General features: G+C 74.1%; 11 protein-coding genes. 6 read left to right on the top strand and 5 right to left on the bottom strand.

The features are described 5' to 3' along the window. Positions 1-51: 51 nt before the first annotated feature. Entirely contained in the window at positions 52-2,463 is a 2,412-nt protein-coding gene (lon, locus tag ACWDVG_RS07700; protein ID WP_451697147.1) for an endopeptidase La, read from the bottom strand. Between the two features lie 131 nt (positions 2,464-2,594). On the opposite strand from lon, the gene ACWDVG_RS07695 reads away from it, so the two are divergent. From ACWDVG_RS07695 to ACWDVG_RS07670, 6 genes are all read left to right on the top strand, one after another. After that, a complete protein-coding gene (locus tag ACWDVG_RS07695; protein WP_451697146.1) occupies positions 2,595-3,233 on the top strand; it encodes a GNAT family N-acetyltransferase in 639 nt (212 codons plus the stop codon). A gap of 43 nt (positions 3,234-3,276) precedes the next feature. Further along, positions 3,277-3,843 (top strand): hypothetical protein, encoded by a 567-nt coding sequence (locus ACWDVG_RS07690; RefSeq protein ID WP_451697144.1) that lies wholly within the window; start codon positions 3,277-3,279, stop codon positions 3,841-3,843. Between the two features lie 92 nt (positions 3,844-3,935). Further along, a complete protein-coding gene (locus tag ACWDVG_RS07685; RefSeq protein ID WP_451697142.1) occupies positions 3,936-4,607 on the top strand; it encodes a spermidine synthase in 672 nt (223 codons plus the stop codon). A gap of 60 nt (positions 4,608-4,667) precedes the next feature. Then, positions 4,668-5,402, top strand: coding sequence for a response regulator transcription factor (locus ACWDVG_RS07680; protein WP_451697141.1), 735 nt, complete (start codon positions 4,668-4,670; stop codon positions 5,400-5,402). A gap of 89 nt (positions 5,403-5,491) precedes the next feature. Beyond that, positions 5,492-6,541, top strand: a complete 1,050-nt coding sequence (locus ACWDVG_RS07675) for a HAMP domain-containing sensor histidine kinase (RefSeq protein ID WP_451697139.1) — start codon at positions 5,492-5,494, stop codon at positions 6,539-6,541. A 269-nt stretch (positions 6,542-6,810) separates the two neighbouring features. Continuing rightward, positions 6,811-10,614 carry a multifunctional oxoglutarate decarboxylase/oxoglutarate dehydrogenase thiamine pyrophosphate-binding subunit/dihydrolipoyllysine-residue succinyltransferase subunit gene (locus ACWDVG_RS07670; RefSeq protein ID WP_451697137.1) on the top strand — a complete coding sequence of 1,268 codons (3,804 nt, stop codon included), beginning with the start codon at positions 6,811-6,813 and terminating at the stop codon, positions 10,612-10,614. A 103-nt stretch (positions 10,615-10,717) separates the two neighbouring features. Here the strand turns inward: ACWDVG_RS07670 and fxsT are convergent, their stop codons facing one another. The 4 genes from fxsT to ACWDVG_RS07650 all read right to left on the bottom strand — a co-directional run bounded on the left by fxsT (position 10,718) and on the right by ACWDVG_RS07650 (position 18,826). After that, complete coding sequence (gene fxsT / locus ACWDVG_RS07665) at positions 10,718-13,741, bottom strand: FxSxx-COOH system tetratricopeptide repeat protein (RefSeq protein ID WP_451697135.1); 3,024 nt, start codon at positions 13,739-13,741, stop codon at positions 10,718-10,720. A gap of 58 nt (positions 13,742-13,799) precedes the next feature. Then, positions 13,800-15,077, bottom strand: coding sequence for an aKG-HExxH-type peptide beta-hydroxylase (locus ACWDVG_RS07660; protein ID WP_451697133.1), 1,278 nt, complete (start codon positions 15,075-15,077; stop codon positions 13,800-13,802). Positions 15,078-15,254: 177 nt separating this feature from the next. Next, positions 15,255-15,452: a hypothetical protein gene (locus tag ACWDVG_RS07655; RefSeq protein WP_451697131.1), complete on the bottom strand. Its 198-nt coding sequence runs from the start codon at positions 15,450-15,452 to the stop codon at positions 15,255-15,257. Between the two features lie 176 nt (positions 15,453-15,628). Continuing rightward, positions 15,629-18,826, bottom strand: a complete 3,198-nt coding sequence (locus tag ACWDVG_RS07650) for an SAV_2336 N-terminal domain-related protein (RefSeq protein WP_451697129.1) — start codon at positions 18,824-18,826, stop codon at positions 15,629-15,631. Positions 18,827-18,831: the final 5 nt, after the last annotated feature.

Genomic DNA, 18,831 nt, shown 5'->3' with positions numbered 1-18,831 from the left:
GGGCGCCCTCCGTGAGGAAGGCGCCCCGCCGCCGTGAGCGCGCGAGGAACGTCAGGCCGCCGCGCCCACCGGCACCTCCGCCGGGGACAGGGCGATCTCCAGGACCTGCCGGACGTCCGTCACCGGGTGGACCTCCAGCTTCTCCAGGATCTCGGCCGGGACGTCGTCCAGGTCCGCCTCGTTCCGCTTGGGGATCACCACCGTGGTGATGCCCGCCCGGTGCGCGGCGAGCAGCTTCTGCTTCACGCCGCCGATGGGCAGGACCCGCCCGGTGAGGGAGACCTCGCCGGTCATGGCCACGTCCGTGCGGACCTGGCGGCCGCTCAGGAGCGAGGCCAGCGCGGTCGTCATCGTGATGCCCGCGCTCGGACCGTCCTTCGGGACCGCGCCCGCCGGGAAGTGGATGTGCACGCCCCGGTCCTTCAGGCCGGTGACGGGCAGCTCCAGCTCCGCGCCGTGCGAGCGGAGGAAGGAGAGCGCGATCTGCGCGGACTCCTTCATGACGTCGCCCAGCTGACCGGTGAGGGTCAGCCCGGCCGCACCGGTCTCCGGGTCGGCCAGGGACGCCTCCACGAAGAGGACGTCGCCGCCCGCGCCGGTCACGGCGAGGCCGGTGGCGACACCGGGCACCGCCGTCCGCCGCTCGGCGGGGTCCTGCGCGGACTCCGGCACGTGGTGCGGCCGGCCGATCAGCTCCCGCAGGTCGTCGGGGCCGACCGTGAACGGCAGCTCCCGGTCGCCCAGTTCGTGCTGGGCCGCGACCTTGCGCAGCAGCCGGGCGATCGACCGCTCCAGGGTGCGGACCCCGGCCTCGCGGGTGTACTCCCCGGCCAGCTTCCGCAGCGACGCCTCCTCCAGGACGACCTCGCCGGACTCCAGGCCAGCCCGCTCCAGCTGCCTCGGCAGCAGGTGGTCTCGGGCGATGACGACCTTCTCGTCCTCGGTGTAGCCGTCGAGCCTGACCAGCTCCATGCGGTCGAGCAGGGCCTCCGGGATCGCCTCCAGGACGTTGGCGGTGGCGAGGAAGACCACGTCGGAGAGGTCGAGCTCGACCTCCAGGTAGTGGTCGCGGAAGGTGTGGTTCTGCGCCGGGTCGAGGACTTCGAGGAGCGCCGCCGCCGGGTCGCCCCGGAAGTCGGAGCCGACCTTGTCGATCTCGTCCAGGAGGACCACCGGGTTCATGGACCCGGCCTCCTTGATCGCCCGCACGATCCGGCCGGGCAGCGCGCCCACGTAGGTGCGCCGGTGGCCGCGGATCTCCGCCTCGTCCCGTACGCCGCCGAGGGCGACCCGCACGAACTTCCGGCCCATGGCGTGGGCGACGGACTCGCCGAGCGAGGTCTTGCCGACGCCGGGCGGGCCGACGAGCGCGAGGACCGCGCCGCCGCGACGGCCGCCGACGACCCCGAGGCCGCGCTCGGCGCGCCGCTTGCGCACCGCCAGGTACTCGGTGATGCGCTCCTTCACGTCCTCCAGGCCCGCGTGCTCGGCGTCCAAGACCGCCTGGGCGCCCGGGATGTCGTACCGGTCCTCGGTCCGCTCGTTCCAGGGCAGTTCGAGGACGGTGTCGAGCCAGGTGCGGATCCAGGAGCCCTCCGGGGACTGGTCGCTGGACCGCTCCAGCTTCTCGACCTCCTTGAGGGCGGCCTCGCGCACCTTCTCGGGCAGGTCGGCGGCCTCCACCCGGGCGCGGTAGTCGTCGGACTCGTCACCCTCCGACTCGCCGTTCAGCTCGCGCAGCTCCTTGCGGACGGCGTCGAGCTGGCGGCGGAGCAGGAACTCGCGCTGCTGCTTGTCGACGCCCTCCTGGACGTCCTTGGCGATGGTCTCGGCGACCTCCTGCTCGGCGAGGTGCTCGCGGAGCTGGGCGGTGGCGAGCTTGAGGCGGGCGACCGGGTCGGCGGTCTCCAGGAGCGCGACCTTCTGCTCGACGGAGAGGAAGGGAGAGTAGCCGGAGTTGTCGGCGAGGGCGCCGACGCCCTCGATCTGCTGGACGCGGTCGACGACCTGCCAGGCGCCGCGCTTCCTGAGCCAGCTGGTGGCGAGCGCCTTGTACTCCTTGACCAGCTCGGCGACGGAGCCGGGCAGCGGGTCGGGCACGGTCTCCTCGACCGCGCTCCCCTCCACCCAGAGCGCGCCGCCGGGGCCGGTGGTCCCGGCGCCGATCCGCACCCGCCCGCGACCGCGCACGAGGGCGCCGGGGTCGCCGTCGGCGAGGCGGCCGACCTGCTCGACGGTGCCGAGGACGCCGGTGGCGGCGTAGGTGCCGTCGACGCGGGGCACGAGCAGCACGCGGGGCTTCCCCGCGCCGGGACGGGCGGCGGCCTGCGCGGCCTCGACGGCGGCCCGCACCTCGTTGTCGGACAGGTCCAGCGGCACGACCATGCCGGGCAGCACGACCTCGTCGTCGAGCGGCAGCACGGGCAGTGTCAGCGGCGCGGACGCCATGGACTCAGAAGCCATGATCTCCCCTTCGGCAGTCAAGTTGAGCTGTACCGACTCAATGCACGTGAGCCGAGGATTGTTCCCCCGGGCCTGTTCGCTCTGAGCGATCACTTCTCCCTGCGGCGCCCACCTGTGGATGTAATAGCTACATGGATATTTCAGCTATTACTTCGGCCTGGGTCGCGGGCTGGACGGCCTCCCGGGGCACCCCGCCCGCCGAGCCCCGCCCCTGGGGCTACCGCATCGCGGTCGGACAGCCCCGGCACGTCTTCCGCCACGTGCTGCCCCACCCGGACGCGGCCTCCGTGGGGCACCTGTGCGCCGCGATCACCGAGCCGTACGCCTGGCTCAAGGTGATGGCCCCGCCGGAGGAGGTCGCGCCCTGGATCACCGCCGACTGGACGGTCCCCGACGACCCCGGCTTCATGATGACCAAGCCGCTCGCCGCGGGCGCCCGCCCGGCCCCGCCCGAGGGGTACGCCTCGACGACCGAGGTGCGCGACGGCGTCGTCCGGGTCCGCGTCCTCGCCCCCGACGGGACCCTCGCCGCGCGCGGGCAGATCGCCCCGACCGGCGCCACCGCCGTCGCCGACCAGATCGAGACCGACCCCGCCCACCGGCGGCGCGGCCTCGGCGCCCACGTCATGCGCACCCTGGAGGCGGCCGCCGCGCGGGCCGGCGCCACCACCGGGATCCTCGCGGCGACCAGCGACGGCCTCGCGCTCTACGGCTCGCTCGACTGGCGCTACCGCTGCCGGATCACCGGAATCGTCCGGGCGGAGAACTGAGCGTCCCGCTGCGGAGAGCCTCGCGGAGGTGCATGCTCGGTCCATGACGCATGCGGTACGGGGACGGTGGATCGGCGTCCTGCTCCTCTCGGCGGCCCTGACGGCCGGGTCCGCCGGCTGCGGGGAGGCGGCCCAGGAAGCACCCCCCGCGAGCCCGAGCCCGAGCACCTCCCGGACGGGGCCGGTCCCGACACCGACGGCCGCGAGCCCGTCCGGGACGGCCACCCCGACGCCCCCGGCCACCGCCACCGACGCGCCCCGGAGCGAGGACGTCCTCGTCGAGGTCACCGTCACCGGCGGCTTCGCGGGCGTCCGCAACACGCTCGTCGTCCGCCACGACGGCACCTGGACGCTCTCCTCCCCCGGCCGCCCCGACCGGAAGACCGGCCGGGTCGCGCCCGCCGGGACGGCGGCCCTGCGCGCCGCCCTGGAGGACCCGGCGTTCGCGCGCGTGCCCGACCGCCCGGCCGACGAGCCGGTCCGCGACGGGTTCCAGTACGCCGTCACGTACGGCGACCGCCTCGTGATCGCCCGGGACGGCTCCGTCCCGCCCGCCCTCCGGCGCGTCCTCGACGCCCTCCCGGAAGGCGGCCCGCCGACCTCCCCGTGACCGCCGCGCGCCCCGCAACCCGTTTGTCCCGGCCCGCGTCCCCCCGCCAGGATGGGAGCCCAGCTGCCGAGACGAGAGCGGAGTGCAACCTGATGTCCAGCCCCGTCACCCTCGACCGCCGCGAGGGACCGTACGGAGAGGTGGTGCTGCGCAGGCGCGCCGACCACTTCGAGATCATCGCCAACGGCACGTTCCTGATGGACACCTCCGACGGGCGCTCGGAGCGGCTGCTCGTGGACGCCGCGATGGCCGCGCTGCCCGAGGCGGCCCGGCCGGGGGCCTCGCTGCTCATCGGCGGCCTCGGGGTCGGCTTCTCGCTGGCGCACGCCGCGCTCGACCGGCGCTGGGGGCGGATCGTCGTCGCCGAGCGCGAGGAGGCCATCGTCGACTGGCACCGGCAGGGACCGCTGGCCGCGATCTCCGGGGCGGCGCTCGCCGACGAGCGGACCGTGATCCTGCACACGGACCTCGTGGAGTACCTCCGCACCTCCCCCGACCACTACGACGCGCTCTGTCTGGACATCGACAACGGCCCGGACTGGACGGTCACCAGGGACAACGAATCCCTCTACGGGGCCGAGGGGTTGGCCGCCTGCATGGAGCGGCTGAACCCCGGCGGCGTGCTCGCCGTCTGGTCGGCCCGGCCCTCCGCCGATTTCGAAGAGTCATTGCGGAATGCCGGATTCAGCGGGGTACGGACCGAAGAGGTCCCGGTTGCCCGGGGCGTCCCCGACGTGGTCCACCTCGCCGTCCGGCCTGCGTAGCCGGGACGCGGCCGGTACCTCTAGGCTGCTGCACCGACATCGGCGACGCGAGGCGGGGCAATGGAGCAGACACACACCACTCACCAGGGTGCGGCCACTCCGGGGGCCCAGCGGAGGGTGCTCGTCGTCGAGGACGACACCACGATCGTGGAAGCCATCTCCGCCCGCCTGCGCGCCGAGGGCTTCCTCGTGCAGACCGCCACCGACGGCCCGGCGGCCGTGGACGCCGCCGAGGCCTGGCAGCCGGACCTGATGGTCCTGGACGTCATGCTCCCCGGCTTCGACGGCCTGGAGGTCTGCCGCCGGGTCCAGGCGCAGCGCCCGGTTCCCGTCCTGATGCTCACCGCGCGTGACGACGAGACGGACATGCTGGTCGGCCTCGGCGTCGGCGCGGACGACTACATGACGAAGCCGTTCTCGATGCGCGAGCTCGCCGCCCGGGTGCACGTGCTGCTGCGCCGCGTGGAGCGGGCCGCCCTCGCGGCGGTCACCCCGCGCAGCGGCATCCTGCGCCTGGGCGAGCTGGAGATCGACCACGCGCAGCGCCGGGTGCGCGTGCGGTCCGAGGACGTGCACCTGACGCCGACCGAGTTCGACCTGCTGGTCTGCCTGGCGAACACCCCGCGCGCGGTCCTCTCCCGCGAGCAGCTCCTCGCCGAGGTGTGGGACTGGGCGGACGCCTCCGGCACCCGGACCGTGGACTCGCACATCAAGGCGCTGCGCCGGAAGATCGGCGCCGAGCGCATCCGTACGGTCCACGGCGTCGGGTACGCGCTGGAGACCCCCGCACCGTGAGGCGGCCGGGCGGACGGGGCGGACGGGGCGGACGGGGCGGGAGGACGAGGAGCGGCGGCGCGCCGGCCTCCGGGCGGCGGCGCCGGCTCGTGATCTCGATCAAGACCAAGCTGGGCGCCCTGGTCGTCGGGGCGGTCCTGCTGACCTCCTGCCTGGCCCTGGTCGCGATCCGGACCTCCACCGAGTTCCGGTACATCACGATCTTCGCGATGATCGCGACCCTGCTGATCACCCAGTTCGTGGCGCAGTCCCTGACGGCGCCGCTCGACGAGATGACCACGGTGGCGGGGTCGATCTCGCGCGGCGACTTCAGCCGCCGGGTGCGGGGCGCGGACCGCCGTGACGAGCTCGGGGCCCTCGCCTCGACGATCAACCGCATGGCGGACGACCTGGAGGCCGTCGACCGGCACCGCAAGGAGCTGGTGGCGAACGTCTCGCACGAGCTGCGCACGCCGATCGCCGCGCTCAGGGCCGTGCTGGAGAACGTGGTGGACGGGGTGTCCGAGGCCGATCCCGAGACCATGCGCTCGGCGCTGAAACAGACGGAGCGGCTCGGCCGGCTGGTGGAGACGCTGCTGGACCTGTCGCGCCTGGACAACGGTGTCGTCACGCTCAGGGCGCGCCGTTTCGAGGTCTGGCCGTACCTCTCGGGCGTGCTGCGGGAGGCGAACCTCGCCGCGTCCCAGCGCGGGCTCTCGTCCACCTCGGGGCTGCACCGGCGGACGGACGTGCATCTGCACCTGGACGTGTCGCCGCCCGAGCTGACCGCGCACGCGGACCCGGAGCGGCTGCACCAGGTGATGGCGAACCTGATCGACAACGCCGTGAAGCACTCGCCGCCGCACGGCCGGGTGACGGTGCTCGCCCGGCGCGGCCCGTATCCGGACTCGCTGGAGCTGGTGGTGGAGGACGAGGGCCCCGGCATTCCGGAGTCGGAGCGGGACACGGTCTTCCAGCGCTTCAACCGGGGCGCGGTGCCGAACCAGGCGGGGCCGGGGAGCGACGGCGGCACGGGGCTGGGGCTGGCCATCGCCCGCTGGGCCGTGGATCTGCACGGTGGCGGGATCGGAGTGGCCGAATCTTCACGCGGGTGCCGCATACGCGTCACTCTTCCGGGCAGCCTTCCCCTGCGGGATTGACGTAGGGTTCGAACCGGAAGCGCACGTTCTGCGTGCAGGTAGGCAGGACGTGATCAGGGATGCGGCCGAAGGGGGCCGTAGCCGCGCTTTTCCGTACCCTCACAGCCGCGAAACCAGGGTTGTTTCCCGCCATTCACAGCTCCGAAACACCTCGTCAAGTGTGACTTGCGCGACGTTGGAGTGCCTGGCCTGCACCTCCCGGCCGGACAGGCGTAGCCTTTATTTCCGCTGTCCATCACCTTGTGAAGCGGAAGAGGGCGGTTGCCGCCGTGTCGTCTCAGTCCCCCAGTACCCCGAGCTCCCCGACCGACCAAGACGGGGCGGGCAAGAGCCCCGCGACCGCCTTCGGTGCCAATGAGTGGCTCGTCGACGAGATCTACCAGCAGTACCTCCAGGACCCGAATTCGGTCGATCGTGCCTGGTGGGACTTCTTCGCCGACTACAAGCCCGGAGCGTCGGAGACCCCGGCCGCCCAGGCTCCCACTCAGAGCGCCGCACCGGCCGTGACGCAGACGGGCCCCGCACAGGCCGCGCCTGCCGCTCCGGCCGCCGTGCCCGCCCCGGCCGCCGCCCCGGCCGCCGCCGCCCCGGCTCCGGCTCCCGCTCCGGCGAAGCCCGCCGCGGCGCCCGCCGCCGCGAAGGCCGCCCCGGCCCCGGCTCCCGCCCAGGCCAAGCCGGCCGCCGCGCCCGCCACCGAGGCCCCCGCGGGCCCCGAGCTGGTCACGCTGCGCGGCCCCGCCGCCGCGGTCGCGAAGAACATGAACCTCTCGCTGGAGATGCCGACGGCCACGTCCGTCCGCGCCGTCCCGGTGAAGCTGCTCTTCGACAACCGGATCGTCATCAACAACCACCTGAAGCGCGCCCGGGGCGGGAAGATCTCCTTCACGCACCTCATCGGCTACGCGATGGTGCAGGCGATCAAGGCCATGCCGTCGATGAACTACTCCTTCGCGGAGAAGGACGGCAAGCCGACCCTGGTCAAGCCGGAGCACGTCAACTTCGGTCTCGCCATCGACCTGGTGAAGCCGAACGGCGACCGCCAGCTCGTCGTCGCGGGCATCAAGAAGGCCGAGACGCTCAACTTCTTCGAGTTCTGGCAGGCGTACGAGGACATCGTCAAGCGCGCCCGCGTGGGCAAGCTGACGATGGAGGACTTCTCCGGCGTCACGGTCTCCCTGACCAACCCCGGCGGCCTCGGCACCGTCCACTCCGTGCCGCGTCTGATGCCCGGTCAGTCGGTCATCATGGGCGTCGGCTCGATGGACTACCCGGCCGAGTTCCAGGGCACCTCCCAGGACACCCTGAACAAGCTGGGCATCTCCAAGGTCATGACCCTGACCTCGACCTACGACCACCGGGTCATCCAGGGCGCCGCCTCCGGCGAGTTCCTGCGCATCGTCGCCAACTTCCTCCTCGGCGAGGACGGCTTCTACGACGACGTCTTCAAGTCGCTGCGCATCCCCTACGAGCCGGTCCGCTGGCTCAAGGACATCGACGCCTCGCACGACGACGACGTCACGAAGGCCGCCCGCGTCTTCGAGCTGATCCACTCCTACCGGGTCCGCGGCCACGTCATGGCCGACACCGACCCGCTGGAGTACAAGCAGCGCAAGCACCCCGACCTGGACATCACCGAGCACGGCCTCACCCTGTGGGACCTGGAGCGAGAGTTCGCGGTCGGCGGCTTCGCCGGCAAGTCGATGATGAAGCTCCGCGACATCCTCGGCGTGCTCCGCGACTCGTACTGCCGCACCACCGGCATCGAGTTCATGCACATCCAGGACCCGAAGCAGCGCAAGTGGATCCAGGACCGCGTGGAGCGCCCGCACGCCCGCGTGGAGCGCGAGGAGCAGCTGCGCATCCTGCGCCGCCTGAACGCGGCGGAGGCCTTCGAGACCTTCCTGCAGACGAAGTACGTCGGCCAGAAGCGCTTCTCCCTGGAGGGCGGCGAGTCCGTCATCCCGCTGCTCGACGCGGTCATCGACTCGGCCGCCGAGTCGCGCCTCGACGAGGTCGTCATCGGCATGGCCCACCGCGGCCGCCTCAACGTCCTCGCGAACATCGTCGGCAAGTCGTACGCGCAGATCTTCCGCGAGTTCGAGGGCAACCTCGACCCGAAGTCGATGCACGGCTCCGGCGACGTCAAGTACCACCTGGGCGCCGAGGGCATCTTCACCGGCCTCGACGGCGAGGAGATCAAGGTCTCCCTGGTCGCCAACCCCTCCCACCTGGAGGCGGTCGACCCGGTCCTGGAGGGCGTCGTCCGCGCCAAGCAGGACATCATCAACAAGGGCGGCACGGACTTCACCGTCCTGCCGGTCGCCCTGCACGGCGACGCGGCCTTCGCGGGCCAGGGCGTCGTGGCCGAGACCCTGAACATGTCGCAGCTGCGCGGCTACCGCACGGGCGGCACGGTCCACATCGTCATCAACAACCAGGTCGGCTTCACCGCCGCCCCGGAGTCGTCGCGTTCCTCGATGTACGCGACCGACGTGGCCCGCATGATCGAGGCGCCGATCTTCCACGTGAACGGCGACGACCCGGAGGCCGTCGTCCGCGTCGCGCGGCTCGCCTTCGAGTTCCGCCAGACGTTCAACAAGGACGTCGTCATCGACCTCATCTGCTACCGCCGCCGCGGTCACAACGAGGGCGACAACCCGCAGTTCACCAACCCGCAGATGTACAACCTGATCGACAAGAAGCGCTCGGTGCGCAAGCTCTACACCGAGTCGCTCATCGGTCGCGGCGACATCACCCTCGAAGAGGCGGAGCAGGCGCTCCAGGACTTCCAGGGCCAGCTGGAGAAGGTGTTCGCGGAGGTCCGTGAGGCCACCGCCGCCCCGGCGTCCGCCACCGTGCCGGACGCGCAGGCCGAGTTCCCGGTCGCCGTCACCACCGCGGTCTCCCAGGAGGTCGTGAAGCGGATCGCCGAGTCGCAGGTCAACGTCCCGGAGCGGATCACGGTCCACCCGCGTCTGCTGCCGCAGATGCAGCGCCGTGCCGCCTCCATCGACGACGGCACCATCGACTGGGGCTTCGGCGAGACCCTCGCCATCGGCTCCCTGCTGATGGAGGGCACCCCGGTCCGCCTGTCGGGCCAGGACTCCCGCCGCGGCACCTTCGGGCAGCGCCACGCGGTGCTCGTGGACCAGGAGACCGGCGAGGACTACACGCCGCTGCTCTACCTGACCGAGGACCAGGCCCACTACAACGTCTACGACTCGCTGCTCAGCGAGTACGCGGCGATGGGCTTCGAGTACGGCTACTCGCTGGCCCGCCCGGACTCCCTGGTCGTCTGGGAGGCCCAGTTCGGCGACTTCGTCAACGGCGCGCAGACCGTCGTCGACGAGTTCATCTCCTCCGCCGAGCAGAAGTGGGGCCAGACCTCCGGCGTCACGCTGCTCCTGCCGCACGGCTACGAGGGCCAGGGCCCGGACCACTCGTCCGCGCGCCCCGAGCGCTTCCTCCAGATGTGCGCCCAGGACAACATGACGGTCGCCATGCCGACGCTGCCGTCGAACTACTTCCACCTCCTGCGCTGGCAGGTGCACAACCCGCACCACAAGCCGCTCATCGTCTTCACCCCGAAGTCGATGCTGCGCCTGAAGGCCGCGGCCTCCTCGGTGGAGGAGTTCACCACCGGCGGCTTCCGCCCGGTGATCGGCGACTCGACGGTCGACGCGGCCGACGTCCGCAAGGTCGTCTTCTGCGCCGGCAAGGTCTACTACGACCTGGAGGCCGAGCGGCAGAAGCGCGGTGACAAGGAGACCGCGATCATCCGTCTGGAGCGCCTGTACCCGCTGCCGGGTGCCGAGCTGCAGGCCGAGATCGCCAAGTACCCGAACGCCGCGAAGTACATCTGGGCGCAGGAGGAGCCGGCGAACCAGGGTGCCTGGCCGTTCATCGCGCTCAACCTGATCGACCACCTCGACCTGGCGGTCGGCGCGGACATCCCGGCGGGCGAGCGCCTGCGCAGGATCTCGCGTCCGCACTCCTCCTCCCCGGCGGTCGGCTCGGCCAAGCGCCACCAGGCGGAGCAGCAGCAGCTGGTCAACGAGGTCTTCGACGCCTGACCCCGTACCGCGTGCGGAGGCCCGGCACCCCGAGGGGGTGCCGGGCCTCCGGCGTTCCGCGTCCCGTACGGCTCCGGGGCCCGCGCCCAGGGGTCCGTACGGCTCAGAGGTTGGCTTCGAAGTCCCAGTACGGGCGGTTGCGCTGGCGCGCCGCCAGGGTGTGCGGGTGCTGGACGCCGAGCGTGCGGGTGAGGGTGAGCAGGGCGTCCTCCTCCAGCTTCGCGGCCTCCTCGTTCTCGCGCAGGCCGCGCAGGTCGGTGGCGAGCGCGACCTGACAGGAGAGGGTCAGCGGGTGCTCGTGGCCCATGACGTGGCGGGCCCTGCGGAGGGTGTCGCGGCTGAGTTCGGCGGCGTCGGCCACCCGGCCGTTGAAGTTGCGGGCGGCGGTGGCGTTGAGGGCGCAGCCGAGGACCCACGGATGGTCGGGGCCGAGGGTGGCGGTCAGTCCGGCGAGCGCGGACTCCAGCATGGTCATGGCCGCGGTCCGTTCGCCGGACGCCTGCATGACGAGGGCGCTGTTGGCGAGGACGCCGGTGGAGACGGGGTGGGCGGGGCCGAGGAGGGCCCGGTAGCCGGCCTCCGCCTCGGTGATCAGCGTGCGCGCGAGGTCGAGGTCGCCGTGTTCGCGCAGGAAGTTGGCGTAGTTGGTGACGGCGGACAGGGTGACGTAGTGGTCGCGCCCGTAGGCCTGTTCGAGGTGTTCGAGGACGCCGGCCATCATGGCGCCGATGTCCTGCTGGCCGCCTCCCTCGCGGCGGCGGCAGAGCGCGAGCTGACTGCGGGCGTAGAGGGTGTGGAGGTGCTGGGGCCCGAGGACCGACACGTGGAGCTTGACGTTGGCTTCCTGGCGGCCGAGGGCCTCGCGGTAGCGGCCGAGGAGCCGGAGGTCCTGCGCGACGGCGTTGTTGGAGTTGAGGGTGGAGCCGTGACGGGGCGGCAGCGCGGCCTCGCAGCGGGACAGGGTGTCGACGTCCTGCTCGTACGCCTCCTGGTAGCGGCCGAGCATGCGCAGGACGACGCCGAGGTTGTGGCGGGCGCCCAGGGTGAGGGACTGGGCTTCGCCGAGGAGGTTCCTGGCCTTGGCGAGGACGTCGCGCTGGAGCTCCTCCGACTCCCGGTACTGGCCGAGGAAGCGCAGGTCGCGGGCGATGGAGATGTTGGTCTGGAGCTCGCCGAGCGGGTCCCGCGTGGCGGCGGCGGCGAGCCGGTCGCGCTGGGCGAGGTCGAGGTCGTACGCCTCGCGGAACCGCCCGTACCGGCGCATGATGTCGCCTTCGAGGGTGGTCAGTTGCTGCATGTGGGGGGCGAGCGGGTCCATGAAGGCGGTCCACTGCTCGCGGATGCGGCGGCCGAGGCGCATCCCGGCCTTGTACTCGCCGCTGCGCTCGCAGTAGCGCAGGCAGTTGAGGACGGCGACCTGGATGCGCGGGTCGGTGCTGCGCAGGGCGCCGGAGGGCTCCAGGTGCGGCAGGAGTTCGGAGTAGCGGGGCCACTGGCGGCTGTCGGCCGGGTTGCCGGGGTCGGCCTCGGCGAGGAGGACGCGGACGGCCTTGCGGTGGGCGTCGCGGTGCTCGCCGTCCGTGAGGCGGGAGACGATGTCGTGCACCAGCCGGTGCATGTGGATCGACTCCTGGTGGGGGCCCGCGTCGTCGCCGGTGACGGGTCCGCGGGTCTCGCGGGTCAGGACCGAGTAGTTGACGAGGGTGTCGAGGGCGCGGGTCCAGGCCGGCAGGTCGGTGGTCATCCAGCGCAGGTCGTCGGGGAGGGGGGCCTGGGGGTAGGCGCGGACGATGCCGAGCGGGATGCGGCCGGGGGCGAAGGAGGCGCAGAGGCTGAGGATGTCGATGGTCTGCGGCTGGGCGCGGCGGAGCCGGTTGATCAGTATCGACCAGGAGGTGAGGGAGGCGTTGGGCATGCCGTCGCCCGCGCCGGGCTCGTCGACGGTGGAGAGCCGTCCCTCGCGGACCATGCGGAGGTACTCGGGGGCCTCCATACCGGACTCGCCGAGCCAGGCGGCGGCCTGGACGAGCGGCAGGGGTACGTCTCCGAACTCGGCGGCGACCTCGTCGGCCTCGCCCGCGCTGATGTGCGGGGCGCGGCGCATCAGGTAGCCGGTGGACTCCGAGCGGTCGAAGCTGGGGACTTCGAGGACGTCGGTGTGCTCGCGCCAGGCGCGGTTGCGGGAGGTGATGAGGACGTGGCCGGGGCCCTGCGGCAGCATGACGTCGATGCCCTCGGTGGCGTCCCAGCCGTCGAAGACGACGAGCCAGCGGCTGTGCGGGTCGCCGCGGCGGAGGGCCTCGCGGACGGCGCGGATCCGTTCGCCGGGCTCGTTGCCGGTGGGCAGGGCGAGTTCGACGGCGAGTTCGCCGAAGCGGTCGCGCTGGACGTTGCGGTCGTCGGAGCTGACCCACCAGATGACGTCGTAGTCGGGGCTGAAGCGGTGGGCGTACTCGGCGGCGATCTGGGTCTTGCCGATGCCGGACATGCCGAGCAGGGTGCAGGCGGCGTTGCCGCGCTCGGCGTCCATGAGCCGTTCCTGGAGCTCGGTGAGGAGGTCGTCGCGGCCGGTGAAGCGGGGGTTGCGGCGGGGGACGTCGCCCCAGATCTCGGGCGGCGTGTCCGGGTAGCGGGCGGCGGCGCCCGCGGGGATGCGGCGGCCGGCGGTGCGGCGGGGTTCGATCCCGAGCCGGGCGAGCAGCCGGGCCTCGGCCTCCTCCTCGCCGACTCCCCAGAGGCTGACGGGTTCCAGGACGGCGGTGGCGGGCAGCAGGGTGCGGTTGGTGAGGTTGACGGCGGCGAACCGGTCGGCGTTGGCGGCGACGAAGCCGCGCAGGACGTCGTTCCATTCGCCGGCGGGGCGGGGGCCGAGTTCGAAGAACCAGTCGTTGAGGACGAGGAGGACCTGGCCGCGGGCGAGGAGGAGGTCGCCGAGGGAGTCCTCCAGGGGGACCTCGCGGGGCGGGTCCCAGCGCTGGAGCGTGGCGCGCACGCCGTGGGCTTCGAGGCGCTGGTGGAGCCAGGCCGCCCAGGGCCGGTGGTATCCGGGGAAGACCACGAGGACGTGAGGGGGCGCGGCCCTGCCGCCGTGGCTCTCCGCGCCTCCGCCCGACCGCTGTTCCGCCATCTGTACGTCTCCCGTCCCGCTCGCGCGCAACGCAGTGTCATGTGCCGTGGGCACAGTGTTACCCACATGCCCGGGGGCTCGTGCCGAGGCTCGCATGGACCCGCCTCATGTGCCGGGCGAACTCCTTCCCGGCGTTGGTCAGTTCATCGGATTCAAGCAGCATCGCGAGCGCCTCGCCCACCTGATCGTGGACATGGTCGAACTGCTGCGCGGCGCGCGAGCGCCACGGCCGGGGCGCACCCGGGGCGTCCACCGCCCGCCGCCACAGGTCGGCCAGCGCCAGGTGCGCGTAGGCGCCTTGGAGGACTCCGGCGACCGGCCGCTCGTCGGCGCGCCAGCCCACGCGGTAGAGCCCGGTGGTCTCCGCCCGGTAGAGCGGGACGAGTTCGTGGAGGGTGGAGAGCTTGCTGTGGTGGAGTTCGTGGACGAGGGTCTCCGCCATGTCGCAGGCCCCGGCCGAGGGGGTCATCAGGACGGCGCCGGGGGCGGCGCTGAGGGTGGCGCCGACGGAGCGGCGTCCCTGCGGGCGCAGCGGTACGAGCGCGTCGACGGTCCGCCCGACCTCGGCGGCCCGCGCCGGGTCGGTGCGCCGCAGCAGCTCGCGGGCGGCGCGCCAGTGCCGCGCCCAGGCGGCGGGGTCGACGTCGGCCCGGTCGGCGGCCACGCGCGCGGGGGTCCCGACGCCGCCGGGCGGAACCCGGTAGGGGTCCAGGTCCTCGAGGCGGGCGGCGCCGCCGGGCAGGGAGCGCAGTGCGTGCCAGCCGGGTCCGCTGCCGCCGACGGCCCCGGTGCGGTCGTCGAGGACCCGCAGCAGGGCGGCGGGGGCGCCGGGCGCGCCCTCGGCCCGGACGCGGACGACCCGGGCGCGCGAGGTGATGCGTGCGGGGCCGGGGGGCAGCAGGACCGAGCCGACGCCGGGCAGCGACAGGACCCCGTCGGGTGCCGGGGTCAGCAGGTCGAGCGGCCGCCCCGCCCGTACGGCGGCGGTGGCGGCGACCAGGTCGAGGCGGGCGAGGTGGCGGTCGAGGGCGGGGCCGGGGGGCGCGGTGAGCGCGGCGGCCAGCCAGGCGCCGGTGGTGGGGTAGTCGAGGACGTCGCGCACGAGCGCGGGGCGGCGCCGCTCGGTCCGCTCGAGGAGGTTCCAGGCGCGCTCGAAGCCGCGCAGGGTGTCGGCGTCGACGGCGTCCCGGTCGCGGCGGACGCGGACGAGGAGGGCCTTGAGCAACAGGAGCCGGCGGGCGTGCAGTCCGGCCCGCAGGAAGGCGGCCCCGGCCGGCGCGGGCCGGGTGGCGGCCAGCGCGGCGAACGCCTCGGCCCGCGGCGGCCCGGCGATCACTCCCGGCTCCTCGCCCGGAGTCGGGCGCGGCGGCGTCTGGCGCGGGGCGGGGTGGTGGCTGCCTGCCGGGCGGTCCGGGCGGCGACGGCAGCCGTGCCCGGGGTGGGTCGGGTTTCCGCACCGCGGCGGGCGGTGGTCCGGGTGGCGGCGGCCGCAGGGTGCGGGGACGGGGGTCGCTCAGCCGGCCGAGGTGTCCTCGGGCCAGGAGGCGATGAGGTCGGCGGGGCGGCGCAGGACGCGCTCGACGGCCTCGCCGAGGGCCGCGTCGTCCGTGACGCGCAGGGTCCGCAGGTCGACGGCCGCGAGAGCGGGCAGATGCGGAGGTCCGACGGCGCCCCGGCCGACGCCGGTCGCCCACCCCGTGTGCTCGAACACTCTCGGCTCCTCCTCACCGGCGCCTGTCCCCCACGGTCGTAGCGGCGCTGCGGTTCTTCCCGATGGCCGAAGACCGGAAACCCATTCGATTCAACTGCGCCCATGTGCGCCCCCGTTATCAAGCCGTTCGTCCGTAAGGTCATGTACGGGTCACTCGCCCGTGTCATCCGCCCAAGTCATCCGCCCGAGTCACGCCAGGCCCACCAGGGCGGCGCGATCCCCGCCCGGTCCCGCTCCGCCGGGCCGCCGGGCGTCCGCTCCGCCTCGGCGAGGAGCCGGCCGGTCCGCTCGACGTCCGCCCGGTCCACCTCCACCAGATGGCCGGTCAGCCTCCGCCAGCGCTCGGCGGCCGCGGTGAGCGCGGTCCGCGCGGCCTCCCTGCGGCCCATCAGGAGCAGCACCGCGCCCTGCGCGTGCAGGGCGCGCGCCCCGGTCACCGAGCCGGGGGCGTCGCCGTGCGCGGTGCGGGCGTCCTCCTCGGCGTTGCGGTAGGCGGTGAGGGCGGCGCCGATCAGGCCGTCCCTTGCGACCTCGGACAACTCGAGTCGCACGCGTCCCAGTTGCAGCCACGCCTCGGCGCGGGCGGCCGGTTCCTGGGCGCCGCGGACGGCCTGTTCGAGGAGGTGGCGGCTCTCGAAGAGGTCGGGCAGGAACCCGGCCCGGTGGAAGCGGAGCGCGAGCACGCTGCCGATCAGGGTGCGCGCCCTGGCCCGGTCGGGGGCACCGGCCGGAAGCCGGGTGAGCGCCTCGCGCAGCACCCCTTCGGCCCGGTCGACGGGCGCCGTGCCCGAGCCGTCGGCGGCGCGGCCGAGCAGCGACTGGCCCCAGGCCAGCAGGGTCAGGCCGCGCTGCTCGCTCTCGGCGGGCGCGAGCAGGGTCGCCTCCTCGTACGCCGCGTCCGCCGCGGCCCCGTCGCCCACCGCGTCGTACAGCCGGGCGCGGGCCGTGGTGAAGCGGAGCCGCAGGGCGGGCGTGTCGCCGATGAGGGGCTCGGCGCGGTCGAGCACGGGGCCGATCCGGCCGGGCTCCTCGTCGGCGAGCCGGAGCGCCTCGGCCAGGTCGAGGAGGGCGGCGGCGCTCTCCCGTACGGCGAGCGCGGCGGTGAGCTCCTCGGCCGCCGCCGGTCCGTCCCCGCGCGCCAGGAGCAGCCGTCCGCGCCGCAGGTGGAGGGTGTGGCGGGCCGTGTCGGGCCAGCGTCCGACGGGCTCGGCGAGGGCCGCGAGGGCGGCGTCGAGGTGCCGGGGCTCGTCGCTGTCCCGCCACAGCGCGTGGTGGACGACGGCGAGTTCGAGCCGCGCCTCGGCCCAGGCGTCGTCGCCGGGGCGGGCCAGCTCTCCGGCGTACCCGAGGATGTCGGCGGCGCGGGTGAGCAGCTCGCGGCGCCGGTCGGTGCGCCGGGCGGCGGCGGTGCCGGCCTCCGCGTACAGGATGCGGGCGAGGAGGATGCGGGCCTCGACGGGTTCGTCGGGGAGGGCCGCCTCGGCCCGTTCGCGGGCGCCCGCGAGGAGCGCGGGGTCGGAGTCGCCGCGCCCCTGGGCGAGGAGGCGGCGGGCCTCGGTGAGCGGGTCGGGGGTGATGAGGTCGGGGTGGTAGAAGCGCAGCACGCGCGCGGGGATGCGGGCGAAGAGCTCGGTCTCGGCGCTCTCGGGGACGAGGTGCCCGTCGGTCTCCTCGGGGACGGCGGTCACGCCCCGCCCGCCGCGGCCCTCCCCCGCGTGCCGTACCGGCGCGTCGGCGGCGGCCGTGTCCTGACCGGCGAGCCGGGCCGCGGCGAGGGCGGGGAAGTTCCGCATGCCCTGGCCGAAGTTCCGCTCCACGTAGGCGGAGCAGTGCTTGAGGACGAGGGCGGCGGCGCCGGGGTCGAGGGAGGCGAGGAAGTGCTGCTGGATGCCTGGCGGATAGGTGAAGCAGGGGTACGGGGTCGGGCCGGGCAGCCGGCGAAGCAGGCCGCTCAGGAGCACCTCGGCCAGCTCCATCGGGCCCGTGTCGGGGAGCATCGCGCGCTGGACGAGCTGCATGACGGGCAGGGTGAGCGGGGCGGCCGCCAGGTGGACGGCGAGGTGGAGGGCGCCGTGGGAGGCGCCGGCGCGGAAGGCCCGGAGCAGTTCCTCGTCGCCACGGGGGGCGCGCGGCGGCCCGGCCGGGCGGGCGCCCGCCGGGTCGGGGGTGAGCCACGCGGCCCAGCCGCGCACGGAGCCGCCGCCGTGTCCGGTGTGCAGACGGGCCCAGGAGGCGAAGGCCTCGGGGGTGGGGGTCAGGACGGGGACGGCCCGGCGGGCGGGGTCGGGGGCGGCCCACGGTTCGTCGTCGGAGCGGAAGAGGGTGTGGCCGCCGGGGGCGGCGGGGCGCTGGAAGGTGCCGGGTTCGGCGGGGAGCGCGGTGCGGGGCCAGAGGCGCGGCGGCAGGGGCTGGACGAGGGCGAGCGGGGAGCGGCGGGGCCACTGGCGCAGGAACCGCTGGGCGGCGCCGCGCTGCCAGAGGGGGCCGACGCAGTCGCTGACGACGAGCGTCAGGCGGCGGCCGGTGGGGTCGTGGAGCTGGTTGACGGGGCGGAGCCGGGGCCTGCCGTCGGCGCCTGAGGTGGTGGTGACGAGCGGGGGCCCTTCGCCCGTGTCGTACAGGTGGTGGACCTGGACGTCGCGGAAGGCGCCGGACTGCTGGCAGGCCTGGCGCAGCTCCTCGACCATGCGGCTCCAGACGAGCATGGCGGGGCCGGTGTCCATGAGGAGCTGGATGTCGGGGCGCAGGCCCCGCGCGGGACGCAGGACGGGGGTGAGGACGCCGGCGGTGGCGCTGCGCTCGGCGGTGGCCTCCTCGTCGAGGACGCCGTCGTCGGGGCGGCGCGGGACGAGGGCGTAGTCGCGCAGGGGGCGCAGGGCCTTCTGGAGGTCGAGGAGGCCGGGGAGGGCGTTGGCGCCGGGGGCGCGCACGGGCAGGCTCGCGCCGCGCTCGCCGCGCCGGGCCCGGGGGCTCTCGCGCTCGTCGGAGCCGGTGCCGGGGGTGCTGGTGCCGGACGGGGTGGCCGCTCCCGTCTGCCGGGCGGTGAGCGCGGCCCTCATGTGGAGGGAGACGGACTCGCGGCTTCCGGGTGCGGCGCCGGGGGTGGTGAGGGTCGCGGCCGCGTCCTCGCGGGAACCGCCGCTTCCCCCGTCCCGTACGCCGTCCTCGTCCCGCTCGCCCTCGCCCCCGGCACGGGCCGGATCGCGCCCCTCCAAGGTGCCGTCGGCCCCCGGCGGCGGGTCCGCCTCCGGGGACTCCGAGGACCGGCCGGGCAGCCACTGGGCGAGCCAGAGGGCGTCCGCGACGTCCTCCGCCGTCGGGTCCTGGCCCCCGGCCCGCAGTCTGCGGGTCAGCTCCTCCAGATGCCGGTGCATCCGGC

Source organism: Streptomyces sp. NPDC003327, assembly GCF_053589515.1.
Note: the sequence above shows the minus strand (reverse complement) of the source record. Positions and strands in the feature narration are given on the sequence as shown.